General features: G+C 45.8%; 20 protein-coding genes. 18 read left to right on the top strand and 2 right to left on the bottom strand.

Annotated features, from left to right (window positions below):
* Positions 1–74: 74 nt before the first annotated feature.
* The 3 genes from HZB61_13310 to HZB61_13300 all read left to right on the top strand — a co-directional run bounded on the left by HZB61_13310 (position 75) and on the right by HZB61_13300 (position 2,798).
* Complete coding sequence (locus tag HZB61_13310; GenBank protein ID MBI5057586.1) at positions 75–1,712, top strand: DUF3373 family protein; 1,638 nt, start codon at positions 75–77, stop codon at positions 1,710–1,712.
* A 74-nt stretch (positions 1,713–1,786) separates the two neighbouring features.
* Positions 1,787–2,185 (top strand): hypothetical protein, encoded by a 399-nt coding sequence (locus HZB61_13305; protein MBI5057585.1) that lies wholly within the window; start codon positions 1,787–1,789, stop codon positions 2,183–2,185.
* A 70-nt stretch (positions 2,186–2,255) separates the two neighbouring features.
* Positions 2,256–2,798, top strand: coding sequence for a hypothetical protein (locus HZB61_13300; protein MBI5057584.1), 543 nt, complete (start codon positions 2,256–2,258; stop codon positions 2,796–2,798).
* Positions 2,799–2,804: 6 nt separating this feature from the next.
* Here the strand turns inward: HZB61_13300 and HZB61_13295 are convergent, their stop codons facing one another.
* Both HZB61_13295 and HZB61_13290 read right to left on the bottom strand, forming a co-directional pair.
* On the bottom strand, positions 2,805–3,194 hold the full coding sequence (locus HZB61_13295) for a hypothetical protein (GenBank protein MBI5057583.1): 390 nt from the start codon (positions 3,192–3,194) through the stop codon (positions 2,805–2,807).
* Between the two features lie 158 nt (positions 3,195–3,352).
* A complete protein-coding gene (locus HZB61_13290; protein MBI5057582.1) occupies positions 3,353–3,781 on the bottom strand; it encodes a DUF488 domain-containing protein in 429 nt (142 codons plus the stop codon).
* A 153-nt stretch (positions 3,782–3,934) separates the two neighbouring features.
* Here HZB61_13290 and trxA point away from each other — a divergent pair, with 153 nt between their 5' ends.
* The 15 genes from trxA (at position 3,935) to HZB61_13215 (ending at position 13,118) form a co-directional block, all read left to right on the top strand.
* Positions 3,935–4,264 carry a thioredoxin gene (gene trxA / locus HZB61_13285; protein MBI5057581.1) on the top strand — a complete coding sequence of 110 codons (330 nt, stop codon included), beginning with the start codon at positions 3,935–3,937 and terminating at the stop codon, positions 4,262–4,264.
* A 6-nt stretch (positions 4,265–4,270) separates the two neighbouring features.
* Entirely contained in the window at positions 4,271–5,191 is a 921-nt protein-coding gene (trxB, locus tag HZB61_13280; protein ID MBI5057580.1) for a thioredoxin-disulfide reductase, read from the top strand.
* Positions 5,192–5,290: 99 nt separating this feature from the next.
* Positions 5,291–6,607 carry a signal recognition particle protein gene (ffh, locus tag HZB61_13275; protein MBI5057579.1) on the top strand — a complete coding sequence of 439 codons (1,317 nt, stop codon included), beginning with the start codon at positions 5,291–5,293 and terminating at the stop codon, positions 6,605–6,607.
* A 110-nt stretch (positions 6,608–6,717) separates the two neighbouring features.
* Positions 6,718–6,954, top strand: coding sequence for a 30S ribosomal protein S16 (gene rpsP, locus HZB61_13270; protein MBI5057578.1), 237 nt, complete (start codon positions 6,718–6,720; stop codon positions 6,952–6,954).
* A 30-nt stretch (positions 6,955–6,984) separates the two neighbouring features.
* Positions 6,985–7,215 (top strand): KH domain-containing protein, encoded by a 231-nt coding sequence (locus HZB61_13265; GenBank protein MBI5057577.1) that lies wholly within the window; start codon positions 6,985–6,987, stop codon positions 7,213–7,215.
* Between the two features lie 93 nt (positions 7,216–7,308).
* On the top strand, positions 7,309–8,043 hold the full coding sequence (trmD, locus tag HZB61_13260) for a tRNA (guanosine(37)-N1)-methyltransferase TrmD (GenBank protein MBI5057576.1): 735 nt from the start codon (positions 7,309–7,311) through the stop codon (positions 8,041–8,043).
* Positions 8,040–8,399 carry a 50S ribosomal protein L19 gene (rplS, locus tag HZB61_13255; protein MBI5057575.1) on the top strand — a complete coding sequence of 120 codons (360 nt, stop codon included), beginning with the start codon at positions 8,040–8,042 and terminating at the stop codon, positions 8,397–8,399. Before trmD ends, rplS begins: the two co-directional genes overlap by 4 nt.
* A 112-nt stretch (positions 8,400–8,511) precedes the next feature.
* Positions 8,512–9,162, top strand: a complete 651-nt coding sequence (locus tag HZB61_13250) for a ribonuclease HII (GenBank protein MBI5057574.1) — start codon at positions 8,512–8,514, stop codon at positions 9,160–9,162.
* Positions 9,163–9,318: 156 nt separating this feature from the next.
* A complete protein-coding gene (locus HZB61_13245) occupies positions 9,319–9,678 on the top strand; it encodes a DUF2784 domain-containing protein (GenBank protein MBI5057573.1) in 360 nt (119 codons plus the stop codon).
* A 119-nt stretch (positions 9,679–9,797) separates the two neighbouring features.
* Positions 9,798–9,986, top strand: coding sequence for a hypothetical protein (locus tag HZB61_13240; GenBank protein ID MBI5057572.1), 189 nt, complete (start codon positions 9,798–9,800; stop codon positions 9,984–9,986).
* 76 nt (positions 9,987–10,062) lie between these two features.
* Positions 10,063–10,383, top strand: coding sequence for a DUF4258 domain-containing protein (locus tag HZB61_13235; GenBank protein ID MBI5057571.1), 321 nt, complete (start codon positions 10,063–10,065; stop codon positions 10,381–10,383).
* Entirely contained in the window at positions 10,373–10,615 is a 243-nt protein-coding gene (locus tag HZB61_13230; protein MBI5057570.1) for a type II toxin-antitoxin system MqsA family antitoxin, read from the top strand. Before HZB61_13235 ends, HZB61_13230 begins: the two co-directional genes overlap by 11 nt.
* An 83-nt stretch (positions 10,616–10,698) precedes the next feature.
* Positions 10,699–11,058, top strand: a complete 360-nt coding sequence (locus tag HZB61_13225) for a four helix bundle protein (GenBank protein ID MBI5057569.1) — start codon at positions 10,699–10,701, stop codon at positions 11,056–11,058.
* A gap of 117 nt (positions 11,059–11,175) precedes the next feature.
* The gene (locus HZB61_13220) at positions 11,176–11,859 is read left to right on the top strand and encodes a matrixin family metalloprotease (GenBank protein MBI5057568.1); all 684 of its coding nucleotides are present in this window, start codon (positions 11,176–11,178) and stop codon (positions 11,857–11,859) included.
* A 59-nt stretch (positions 11,860–11,918) separates the two neighbouring features.
* On the top strand, positions 11,919–13,118 hold the full coding sequence (locus HZB61_13215; protein ID MBI5057567.1) for a hypothetical protein: 1,200 nt from the start codon (positions 11,919–11,921) through the stop codon (positions 13,116–13,118).
* The last annotated feature ends 23 nt before the right edge of the window (positions 13,119–13,141 follow it).

Below are 13,141 nucleotides of genomic sequence, written 5' to 3'. Positions count from 1 at the left end.
ATGACGTCAAAACCGGTTTTCTTGATACTTTTGCAAAAGTTTCAAAATTTCTAAAACTTAGGAGGAGGAAAAAAATGAGGAAAGCATTATTGGTTTTTGCAGTGCTGACCCTGTTGCTTCCGGCTGCATCTTTTGCAGCTTCTGATGAGGAGTTGAAGATCAGGCTTGACTCCCTCACACAGGAATTACAGCAACTGAAGCAGCAGATGCAGGACACGCAATCCGCAAAGGTGGAGGACACGGACAGCAAAGCAGCATGGCCGTCATGGCTGAGGATTGAAGGAGATTACAGGTTCAGGCTTGATTCGTTGAGAGGTGATATTCATGACCATTATCTGCTCATACCGAGTTCAGCTTTTGGAAGGACATCATTGGGAACATACGGAACTTCGCTGCCTGTCTTTGTGGGAGGCACAGCCAGCAATATTATAGGGGAGCAAAAGGTGAAAAACGAATCACTGCTCCTTAACCGCTTCGGGCTGAACGTGACGGCCAACCCGGTAGAGGACGTATGGGTCAAGGCGCGGCTGGCTATGTATAAAGTCTGGGGGCATGAGACAATGGGGCCTGTACAGGGCTCGTATTTTGCAGACAGGGCCAACGGCCCCTTCGACGGCTCAGTAGTCCATGTCCCGCAGGACAACACATTGAGGGTTGATTATGCCTATGCCACATGGTCCAATATCGGCGGAATCCCGGCATGGTTCTCTATCGGCAGAAGGCCTTCAACAGGCGGCCCGCCAACCTACATAAGGCAGAATTCCGAAAGGCTCAGCACAACGGCAGGCGTTCAGGGACTTCTGGTTGATTATGCCTTTGACGGTTTAACAATCGGCTATGCGCCTGACATCGCTTCACTGCCCGGGGCCTTTACAAAGTTTTGTTACGGCAAAGGATTTGACAGCGGTTACAAGACGGACACCGCGAATCTAAAGGATGTTAATTTTGCGGGCATCGCCGTGGTCCCTTACAGCACGGATGATCTTCACGTCGAACTCCAGGCCAACAAGGGATACGACATCTTTGACAACATGCCTGATTCAGGCGTAAGGGCGAACCTCGGAGACATAACATGGTTTGGCGGACTGGTGATGGGCAAACTGGACAAGGTAGGCCCCGGCACTCTCAATCTCTTTGCCTCGGCAGCCATGAGCAGGACGGATGCCGGAAAAGATATGTTCACCTTTGCCGTTGACGGCAACGGTGACGGGGATATCGCTGACGTAGGCACCTTTGACAACCCTGGTACAGGAGCAGGGCTGCTTTATGATGACAATCCGATGACAGCGGGCAGTGACACGGAAAACCACACCGGCTCTGCCGTTTATGTCGGCGCAAGATATGATATCGAATCCACTGGTACAAAGATCGGCGCTGAATATAACTACGGCTCAAAATACTGGATCGGAATGGTCCCGGCAGGAGACGACATGTGGACAAGCAAGCTCGGCACAAGGGGCGACGTCTATGAGGTCTATATCATCCAGGAGCTGAATAAAAAGCCTATCGCTAAAAGAGGAAAGGTGTTTTTCAGGATTGGTTATCAGTATTACAAATTTGATTACACAGGGAGCAACTCATGGGTCGGAGAGCCCAAGAGCATTTCTGATCTGAAGGCGTCAGCAAGTGATTTCGCAGCAGGAAATGCCCAGATGTTCATGCCGCTCGAAAAGGCACAGGACATCTACGCAACAATAGACGTACAGTTCTAACCACCCCTCCTTTTATGGTTAGACGGGAGGGACATCTGTCCCTCCCGGTTCTCCTTATGGTTTGAGGCGTATTAATGAAAAGAAAAAAACTGTTTATGCTTGCACTCATCTACCTTCTCCTTCTGACGCACTCTCTCCATGCCGTTACCAAAGCAGAAGAGCTCAACAACCTCATATCCGGTATTGATCGGACCTCGTCAAAAAAGATTGAACATTTCCAGAGAAAGCTCGAAGACTTCTTTTTCAATGTAAACGAGGCCGTCATAAAAAAACTTCTCAAAGAGACCTCGCCGGGAGAGACTGCGGCGATATTGTGTTTTGCAGGCCTCTCGGGACAGACAGTGAAAAAGATTTCTGACGAAAGAAAGCGGAAGACCTGGGAAGTGATATCCAGGGAGACAAACGTGAGTTTGGGAAGTTTGATCAAGGCCATCAAAAGCTTCAGAAACACGGCCAGTTGCTCAGGTATCTAAATACAATAGAGTTTTCTCATCTTCTTTTGTATCATATCAACTAAGTCTTTTACAGTTATGAGGTGATACCATGGAAGAATTCTACACAGGGAAGGTCGTTTATCATAAAGCTTTCGGGACCGGCAAGGTAGTGCATGTTGAAAAAGAACGCCTTGTGATAAACTTTATTGCCGCCGGGGTAAAGTATTTTACTGAGGCTGAAGCGGAGACGGAATTGTCCGACCCGCCAACTCAACAGGAAAAAGGAGCACAGGCACAAGACATGGATTTAGATCAATTGAAAGAAACTATCCGGGACATTCTATTTGAAGAAGGTCTCGTTGGAATAACCCCTCTTGCCGACAAATGGAACGGCGGGGAGATGATCATGAAACCCGGCAAACCGGGGATGCAGGAAAAGAGTGTCCCGATCGACGTCTTCTTCCACAAGATTGTAATGATCCGCAATCAACTGCGGGTGCTTGAGCAGAATATCAACGCCTCTGAAAAATTTACTGAAAGTGAAAAGGTAAATCTCCAGCAGTATATCACCAGGTGTTACGGCTCGCTTACGACATTCAATGTGTTATTCAGCGACAAGAAGGACTGGTTTATCGGATCAAAGAAGGAATAGCGGAAATTACTGACAGGCCGTCACCCGCTCCAGGTCATCACCGTCCATCTTTAACCCGGTTATCTTCCAGTCTTTAAAAACCACGTCAACCCGGTGCGCCTTTGAATCATCAAGTTTTTTGGGCAGCACAAATACTTCCCTTGAAGTCGCGGGACTTTTGTCCGCCTTGCCAAGCAGAACGGTGATCTCATGCACTGCCGCGTTTATACTGACAAGCAACTGAAATACTGGTTCATTACTTATAGAGCTCAGAATCGGGTTGATCTTTGCCAGGGCCTTAGGTTCAAGAACAGTTGTGAAAATACCGTTTCCGAGATTGTCTTCATCGGGTATCCGGATCTCTGAATATTCTATCCCCGGTAGGGGCTTGTCCTCACGGCTTTTTATCTCTGCCATCAATGCCTCCTGATATAAAATTTATCCACAGATTTCGCAGATTGCACAGATAGAATAAACTCTTCTCAGAAAAAATCTGTGCCAATCTGTGTCATCTGTGGATAGAAATTGTCTTCATACTTTCTGCGAATTGATTTTATATGTCCGGTAAGAATTTTTCAATTTGTTTGCTTGGGTACCCAAACCTTTCCCTTGTCTATGATATGTTCAACAAGCCATCCCCTTTTTTGCAGGGCACGCGCTATAAAACGCCTGTGGCATTTCCAGGGGAAGCGTTCCGCGCAGATGACGACCGATGTTTTGGCTGATGCGGTCCTTTCAAGCAGGTCTATACCCTCCTCAAATTCTTTTGTGAGAGTATAGTTTTCATAACCGCCTTTTCTGAAACCGCCGAGTTCCTTGAGGTGGTAGTATTCAAACATTTCTTTCCTGAGTAAAGGTTCGAGGTTCACTTTTTTGAAATGTTCGAGCTTGCTCACCGGATAACTTCGCACATCGATGACCGCCTCTATGCTGTAATCGCTCAGTATCTCGGTGAAGTCCTCAAGGCTGCGTAACCCGGTTCCAAGTGTATAGATTTTCTTCATGGTATATTGTAATCAGATAATATCATTTTGCATACGATAACCGGCGAAAGCATGATAAAATTATATCGACGTTTCCATTCCACCGGAAAATTGACAAAGAAGTAATTCGGGGAATATAATTATTACTCAATAACTTTGTAAGGAGGAAAATATATGTCAGGCGCAGTTACAAGTGTTACAGGGGACTCTTCTTTTAATGAAGTGGTTCTGCAGGCATCTACTCTCGTGATGGTTGATTTCTGGGCAACATGGTGCGGCCCGTGCAAAATAATAGCCCCTGTTGTTGAAGAGCTTGCAAAAGAATATACAGGCAAGGTCGCCTTTGCAAAGGTAAATACGGATGAAAACCCGGACCTCGCAAGCCGCTATAATATAAGAGGCATTCCCACTTTAATATTTTTCAAAAACGGAAAGATGCTCGATCAGGTAGTTGGCGCAGTGCCGAAAGGCCAGCTCAAATCCAAGATCGATTCCCTGATGTAAAAAAATATGCTCTATGACGTTGTAATTATCGGAGGAGGCCCTGCCGGACTTACGGCAGGGCTTTATACTGCAAGGGCAAGGCTGAAGAGCCTGCTTATCGAGAAAGGCCTGCCCGGCGGTCTGGTCACAACCACTGAATGGGTTGAGAATTACCCCGGGTTTGAAGAAGGCATTATGGGCGTTGAACTGGCCCAGAAAATGGAAAAGCAGGCAACAAGGTTCGGCCTTGAGATCACACAGGGGACTGTCATTGATATTTCTGTAAATAAGAAAATCATAGAAATGGTCCTTGAAGGCGATCAGCGTTATGAAGCCAAAAGCCTTATACTTGCGACCGGGGCTCATCCGAGGCTACTGAAGATCCAGGGAGAGGACGAGTTCCGCGGCAGGGGTGTCTCATACTGCGCGACCTGTGACGGGGCCTTTTACAAAGGCAAGAAGATTGCCGTTGTGGGCGGAGGCGACTCCGCTGTGCAGGAGGCGATATTCCTCACGAAATTCGCGGAGATGGTTTACGTCATCCACAGGAGAGACCAGCTCAGGGCGGAGAAGATATTGCAGGAGAGGGCTTTCTCAAACCCGAAGATAAAATTCATATGGACCGCTGTCCCGGAAAAGATATCCGGCGATGACGGCGTTAACGCGCTGCACATCAGGGACCTGAAGGCCTGCGAAAACCTGGTGCTCGATGTACAGGGGGTCTTCATTTATATAGGCTATAATCCGAATACCGAGTTTCTCAGGGGCCTGGTAGACCTTGATGAAAGCAACTACATCATCACCGATAAGAATATGGCGGCCTCCGCCCCGGGGATATACGCCGCGGGAGATGTGAGGAGCAAGCCTTTAAAGCAGATAGCCACCGCTGTCGGCGACGGCGCCACAGCCGCGATGGCGGCAGTAAAGTATATAGAGGAAAATTTTTAACTACAGGGATTAGTTGTCAGGGATTAGGGATTGGCAAAAAAGCAACGGCCACACGTTAAGTAACTAACCCCTAATCCCCAAACCCTAACAACTGAAATTATGTTTGAATCACTATCGGAAAAATTAGAAGGCATCTTCAAGAAGCTCAAAGGCCGCGGCCTTCTCAGGGAGCCTGACGTCGCCGAGGCCATGAAGGAGATCAGGATGGCGCTCCTTGAGGCTGACGTCAACTTCAAGGTGGTGAAGGACTTTACTGATAAGGTAAAACAGAGGGCGGTAGGCAAAGAGGTGATCGACAGCATCACCCCCGGACAGCAGGTAGTAAAAATAGTCTATGATGAACTCTGCAACCTCATGGGCGGAGGCGTGCGCAAGATAAGCCTTGCTCCTAATCCGCCGACGATCATTATGCTCGTGGGTCTTCACGGCTCCGGTAAAACAACAACCTCGGCAAAACTCGCAAGCAATTTCAAAAAAGACGGCAGAAGGCCGATGCTTGTTGCGCTTGATACAGGCAGGCCCGCTGCGATCGATCAGCTTAAATCCCTTGGCACGCAGATTGATGTGCCGGTTTATGCCACAAAACCCGGGGACAGCCCTGTAAGGATCTTCCCGGAGGCGCTGAAAAAGGCAACTCAGGAAGGCCGGGACATCCTGATACTCGACACTGCGGGCAGACTCCACATAGATGAAGATCTAATGAAGGAGCTTGAAGACCTGAAAAAAGAGGCAAAGCCCAAGGAGATACTGTTTGTCGCTGACGCCATGACAGGACAGGATGCCGTGAACATCGCGAAGTCTTTTAACGACAAGCTCGACATTGACGGGGTCATCCTCACAAAGATGGACGGCGATGCGCGCGGCGGCGCGGCGCTTTCAATTGTTACTGTTACGGGAAAGCCTATTAAACTGATCGGTGTCGGCGAAAAGATCGATTTCCTCGAACCCTTCCATCCCGAAAGAATGGCATCCAGGATCCTGGGCATGGGTGATGTTGTTTCCCTCGTGGAAAAGGCGCAGGAAGCAGTGAACATGGATGAGGCCGCCCAGCTTGAGGAAAAGCTGCGGAAAGACAGTTTTACCTTCGACGACCTTAAAAACCAGATCAAACAGATCAAAAAGATGGGACCGCTTGAAAATATCCTCGGCATGATCCCCGGCCTCGGCAAGCAGATGAAAGGCGTCAATATCGACGATAAGGCGTTTGTAAAGGTCGAGGCAATGATCAATTCAATGACAATGAAGGAAAGGAATAATCAGGTCATTATCGGCGGCAGCCGTAAACAGAGAATCGCAACCGGAAGCGGCACAACAGTCGCCGACGTCAACAGGCTGCTGAAGCAGTATATGGAAATGAAGAAGATGCTGAAGCGGTTCAAAAGCGGAAAATTCAGGATGCCTCAATTCAAATTCTGACAATAAACTCCTGCTATAAGCAATTCTAATTCATTATTTAAACCTTGTATTTTATATATTAAATTGTGTATCCTGTAACATAAAAATCATTTAACACGGAGGATTTTGATTTGGTAAAGATTAGGCTAACAAGGAAAGGCGCCAAAAAGCAGCCCTTTTACAGAGTGATTGTCACCGACTCGAAGGAAAGAAGAGACGGCCCGTTTATAGAGATTATCGGAACTTACGATCCTATGAAAGACCCTTCTGAGATTAAAATAAATACAGAGAGAGCCAAGTACTGGCTTGGCTGTGGGGCACAGCCAACTTCAGTCGTAAAAAAACTTTTGAAAATTTCGGGCATGTAAGTCACGGCCCAAAAGCATCTGGAGGTGGATATGAAGTCACTACTGGAAGACATAGCAAAGGCTCTGGTAGACAAACCGGAGGAAGTTGCAGTGGCGGAAGTAGACGGAGAAAGGACCACTGTTTTCGAACTTCGGGTTGCTACATCGGATCTTGGCAAGGTAATCGGGAAGCAGGGAAAAACAGCACGCTCAATTAGAACTATCCTGAGCGCAGCAGGCACAAAGATCGGCAAACGCTGCGTACTTGAAATACTGGAATAAAAATAAGTGAGAACTGAGAAGTAAGAAATATAATGAATCAGCAAGTCTTTATTTTTCCACTTCCTACTTCTTACTTGTTACTTCTTAGTTAAAATGAAATGTGACGTCCTGACGCTCTTCCCCGACATATTAACTGCCTGTCTGAATGAAAGCATTTTAAAAAGGGCGCGGGAGAAGAACCTGCTTGATGTAAGGCTGATCAACATCAGGGACTTCGCATCAGGGCCGCACAGGCAGGTTGATGATGCCCCTTACGGGGGCGGGGCCGGCATGGTGTTCAAGCCGGAGCCGTTGTTCAGGGCAATGGATTTTCTGAAGGAAGACGGCGAACCCCGGAAGGTAATCCTCTTGAGTCCGCAGGGCAGCCCTTTCAATCAGTCGATGGCGGAGGCTTACGCAAAAGAAGGCCGCCGGTTCGTATTCATTTGCGGCCGTTACGAAGGCATTGATGAGAGGGTCAGAACGCTGATTGATGAGGAAGTCTCCATTGGAGATTATGTAATAACTGGCGGAGAACTGGCCGCTCTTGTTATAATCGATGCGGTGACCAGGCTTGTCCCCGGCGCACTCGGAGATGAGAAATCCGTTGAGGACGAGTCGTTTTCGTGGGGGCTGCTTGATTACCCTCATTACACAAGGCCGAGGGAATTCAGGGAGATGGAAGTCCCTCAGGTGCTTCTCTCAGGTGACCATAAGGCAATATGGCGCTGGAGGAGAAAAGAGGCCTTAAAAAGGACCATACAAAAGAGACCTGACCTTATTGGAAAAGTAGAGCTTACAGAATTAGATAAAAAATTAATTTCCGAAATTGAGGAGGAAGTATCATGATTGCCATAAGAGCTGTAGAAGAAGTATATAAGAAAGAAATGCCGCATTTCAAAGTCGGCGACACTGTCAGTGTAGACATGAAGATCAGAGAAGGCGACAAGGAGAGGATCCAGACCTATACAGGCATTGTCATTGCAAGGAAAGGCGACGGCACGCGTGAGACCTTCATGGTAAGAAAAATCTCTTACGGCGTCGGCGTTGAAAAGATCTTCCCTTTGTATTCACCGCTTATTGATACTATCAAAGTTGTCAAGGAAGGACGCGTAAGACGGGCCAAGCTCTATTACCTTCGCGGCAAAAAAGGGAAGGCTGCCAAAGTAAAAGAAAAGGCTTTCACAGAGACCCAGAAGCAGTAGGTAAAGAATGATAATATTTATCCGCAGATTTCGCGGATAACACAGATTCATTGAATGGCTCGCAAAAATCTGTGTCAATCTGTGCAATCTGTGGAGAGTTTTTAACTTTCTCATGTCTCCACGAAAGACCTCCAAAGCAGATGTGCCTGCCATATTTATATACGATGAAGAAGCACGCCGGAACCACCCGTTAATAGCAGGGATTGACGAGGCAGGCAGGGGCCCTCTCGCAGGCCCGGTCGTGGCTGCGGCAGTGATACTGCCGTCAGGGACCGTGATCGAAGGGCTGAGAGATTCAAAAAAAGTCGTTACCGAAAGCGAACGGAAAAGTATCTTCTGGAAGGTTGTTCATCACGCCGCTGCTGTCGGAGTTGGAATAGTTGCCGCTGACGTTATAGATAAAATCAACATTCTCGAATCCACAAAACTTGCCATGAAAATGGCGGTCGAAGACCTGAAAATCAGACCCGATATCCTGCTCATAGACGCCGTTAAACTAAAAGACGTTCCCATCAACCAGCGCTCCATGATAAAAGGGGAATCCATCAGCGCCTCAATAGCAGCGGCATCAATTATCGCAAAGGTCGTCAGGGACGATATCATGCATGACTATCACGCTAAATACCCTGTGTATAATTTCAGCGGGCATAAGGGATACTCTACAAAAGAGCATATGGAATGCATTCAGCAGCACGGGCCGTGCCCGATCCACAGAAAGAGTTTCAGGAAAGTCAGGGACGATCAACTGTCTCTTGATTATTAATTGCAGTAATAACTTAACGATATGTCATTCCCGCTTGTCGGGAATCCTTCTTTCAACTAACGAGAGAACACACCCCTGCCCCCTCTTAATAGAGGGGAACTCTCCCCCTTTAAAAAAGGGGGGTGAAGGGGGATTTTACTTAATGATTGATTTCCCATGCTCTACCGCATAGCCGCCGACATTACCGTAATCCTTCATTTGCTCTGGATAATCTTTCTCATCTTCGGGGCGTTTATAGGCAGGAAGTATAAATGGGTCAAAAGGTTCCACATCGGCGGGATGATATTCGCGCTTGGTATACAATTCTTAGGCTGGTACTGCCCTCTTACACATCTTGAGATCTGGCTGAGGGAAATGCACGACCCGTCTCAGAGCTATTCAGGCTCATTCATCATTCATTATGTAGAAGAAATCGTTTACCTGAATATGTCTCCGAAAGTGATTTTAGCCCTGACAATTATTCTTGCCATCGTGTCGGTGTGGCTGTACTGGCCCAGGAGAAAGAATTGCAAATAACATTTTCCTTGACAACCATCACATGTGAGTTGTTTAATAAATTATCTTAGCAGTAAATTTCACCAGTTCAAGATAGTAGCACTTAAGGAAACTTAAATCTTGCAAGTGAGGTGTAAGGTATGGAAATCTTAAAATCAAAACTTGAAGTTTTATTGAAGGAGCTTCCTGATAAAGTGGATATAGAGGAGTTCATTTATCGTATATATCTTCTGCAAAAAATCGAGGCAGGTGAAGCAGACATTAAAGAAGGCCGGACACTTTCACATAAAGATGCCGTTGAAAGGCTCTCGAAGAAATGGCAGAACTGATTTGGGCCGAAAGAGCGATATCCGATATTGAGAACATTTACGATTATATTGCACATGATTCACACATGTACTATAGATGAATAGAGACGGGCTTAAAGAAGCAGTTGAAAATGGCAATATCGAATGGCAGAGGCATGCACTTGAAAGGATGATGGAAAGAGGGATTCCAAGGAATACCGTCATGAAAGTTCTACTGACAGGAGAAGTTATTGAAGATTATCCTGATGACAAGCCTTTCCCGAGTGCTTTACTTTTTGGATGGGTTGATGGGAATCCGTTTCACGTTGTTTCGGCATTAGACACCGACAAACGTCGCTGTTTTGTTATCACTGCATATAAGCCGGATTTGGAACATTTTGAATCAGATTATAAAACGAGGAGGAAGTATGGCGTTTGACACATCGACCGATAAATGTCCGCTTTGCGGAGGCAGCAAGAAGGAAGGGAAAACCACATTTACAGTTGATTTGGGATTTGGCGTTGTTGTTGTGAGGGATGTTCCTGCTACTGTTTGCTCACAGTGCGGAGCGGACTGGATCAATGATGCTGTTGCTGCCAAACTGGAAGAGATTGTGAATGATGCCAGACAAAAGCATCATATGGTGGAAGTCACATCATTGTCCGCATAGAATCGCAGTCTGATTGACACTCGGACACTCTGATGCTTCGATACTTTGACACTATGATCTTTGACACTATCGGGGGATAAGTGATGGAAAAGAAGGGCTGCAAAAAGCTGAAAGTATGGGACAAGGCGCATGGGCTTGCTATGGAAATATACGCAACAAGCAAGACATTTCCGAAGGAAGAGCTTTATGGATTGACCTCGCAGATAAGACGAGCGGCATTCTCTGTGCCTTTGAATATTGTCGAAGGACAGGCAAGCAGAAGCAAAAAAGAATTCCTGAATTTTCTAAATATAGAAAACAGATCACTGGTTGAAACCGAGTATCTGCTGGAAATAGCTTGCGAACTGAAATTCATTGATCAGAAGGCATACGAAAAATATGAAACTATGCGCGAAGAGCTTGGTATGATGCTGAACGCGTTTATGAAATCCATCCGACTTTGACCTTTGATACTCTGACTCTTTGACACTAATTTTAAAGGGGGACGTTATGGCTCGCAAGATTTTTTTTTATCGGTTCTGATATTAGTCCTTTTTGCTTCAAGTGCCGTTGCAAGGCCGTTGAGACATAGCAAATGGCCTGGCAATGATCCAATTACATATATTATTGACACGAATGCATTTAGTACTGATGAAGTTGCAGCAATTGAAAGCGCATTTAATAAGTGGGGATATATTGAAGGTTCACACTTGAAGTTTAGAAGGGAACCTTATATTGGCCAAACCCTTAACCCGTCTCCTAATAATCCAGACACTCTCCATTTAATAACAAAGAAAAGTCCCGAAGAAATTCCTGCTGAATATATTAATTATGAAGGTTGTAATATTCGAGAGAATCGTGCTTGTACATACCGTTATCCTCCTGAAAAAGGGTCGGATATCTATAATGCAGTTATAATTTTTAATAGCGACAATACGTTTACAACAAATGATTGGTGTGTCATCAACCAGTGCCCGTTTGTATGGAATGATCTCGAAAGCGTTGCCTTACATGAAATTGGTCACTTTATTGGACTTGCTCACCCAACTGAACCGCCTGGTGCTTCAGCACTTGAAAAAACAGTTTTAGGAAACACACCTCTATCTGCATTAGAGCGTGATCTTTATCCGGACGATAAAGAAGCGCCAGAATTTTATATCCTCCGCTTATCTCCCAATCCCCTGACTCCGGCCCTCCGGGAACGACATTCACGCAGACGCTTGATTATTTCATTCCCAATGCTCAGGTGCGCCTTGAAGTTATAAATCTGAACGACTCATCTACGGATTATCCGCCTCTTTACACCGTAGATGATAGCGGACATTTGGATATTCCTTATACTGCTAATAAAGCTCCCGGAGAATACAAATGGCGGGCATGTGATCTGACGCCGACAATTGATAAGACAATAACAATATGCAGCGATTATCTTACTTATACAATCACAAATCCTTCTACATTCGATCCGACCATTGCTCAGACTCCTGAGATAGGCATCCCCGGTGTGACAACATTTGCACAGTGGGATACTGGTTTTACACCGTATAGGACGGCAACACTTCATTTCTGCGTGCAAGGCACTAACAACTGTTCAACGCTATCACAGAATTTAGATTCCATCGGGCATTTCGATATACCTTATCCGGTTCCCGCCAATAAACCGTTAGGTATTTATGAATGGTGGGCTGAGGATGATTTTACCCATGTCACCAGTAATATTGTTACCTATAAAATAATCTCCAGAAGTCCCACTGTATATTATTTCTGGAGAACGTCTGACCCGATACGCGGCGAACCTTGGGCAAGCTTATCTAACCCTAACTTTTATGCAGATTTCAGTATCAGAAATGATGGACAGCAGCCAATTGTTATTGAGCAGCTTGCACTGGCAATTCATGATGCAAACAACAATCATAAATGGGATATGAAAGACCCGGCTACCGGAGTTGAGAGGTACTATTATAATGTTGTTCTAAATCCGGGCGCTACGAAAAACTTCGGGACCTCCTTTGCATGGTTTACCGATACAGATATAGGCAACTTCAAGGTTGTGCCGAAAGCAAAGATTGCAGGTGAGTGGCGTGAACTTGAATATTATGACTTTACGGTTCTTGACAGCTCTAATTCTTATCTGAAAGTAACCTCTCCAAATGGCGGTGAATCATGGCAGCAGGGCACTGATTACTCTATTCAGTGGACAAGCAACGGGAATGTGGGTTCCAATGTGAAAATTGAATTATATAAAGGTGGCAACTTTGTAAGCACAATAGAAAATAGCACCTCAAATGATGGGTTGAGACATTGGGTTGTTCCTGATACGTTAGCGACCGGGTCTGATTATAAAATAAAAATCATCTCAACTTCCAATTCATATTTCTATGATTACAGCAATAAGTATTTCTCAATATGTGATAGCAAAGGGATAATGGCCCTATTAACTGCAAAGGTAAAATGTCCCCTTCAAGGAGGAGAAGCCTATGAAGGGAGAAATAGTTTTGAGTCAGAAGGAAATACAAAGAGTTAAAGTCATGGAACAAGTGATGAGTG

It is taken from the genome of Nitrospirota bacterium (genome assembly GCA_016214845.1).
Lineage (GTDB): Bacteria > Nitrospirota > Thermodesulfovibrionia > UBA6902 > UBA6902 > SURF-23.
The sequence above is the reverse complement of the archived record's forward strand: the minus strand, read 5'-3'. Positions and strand labels throughout refer to the sequence as shown.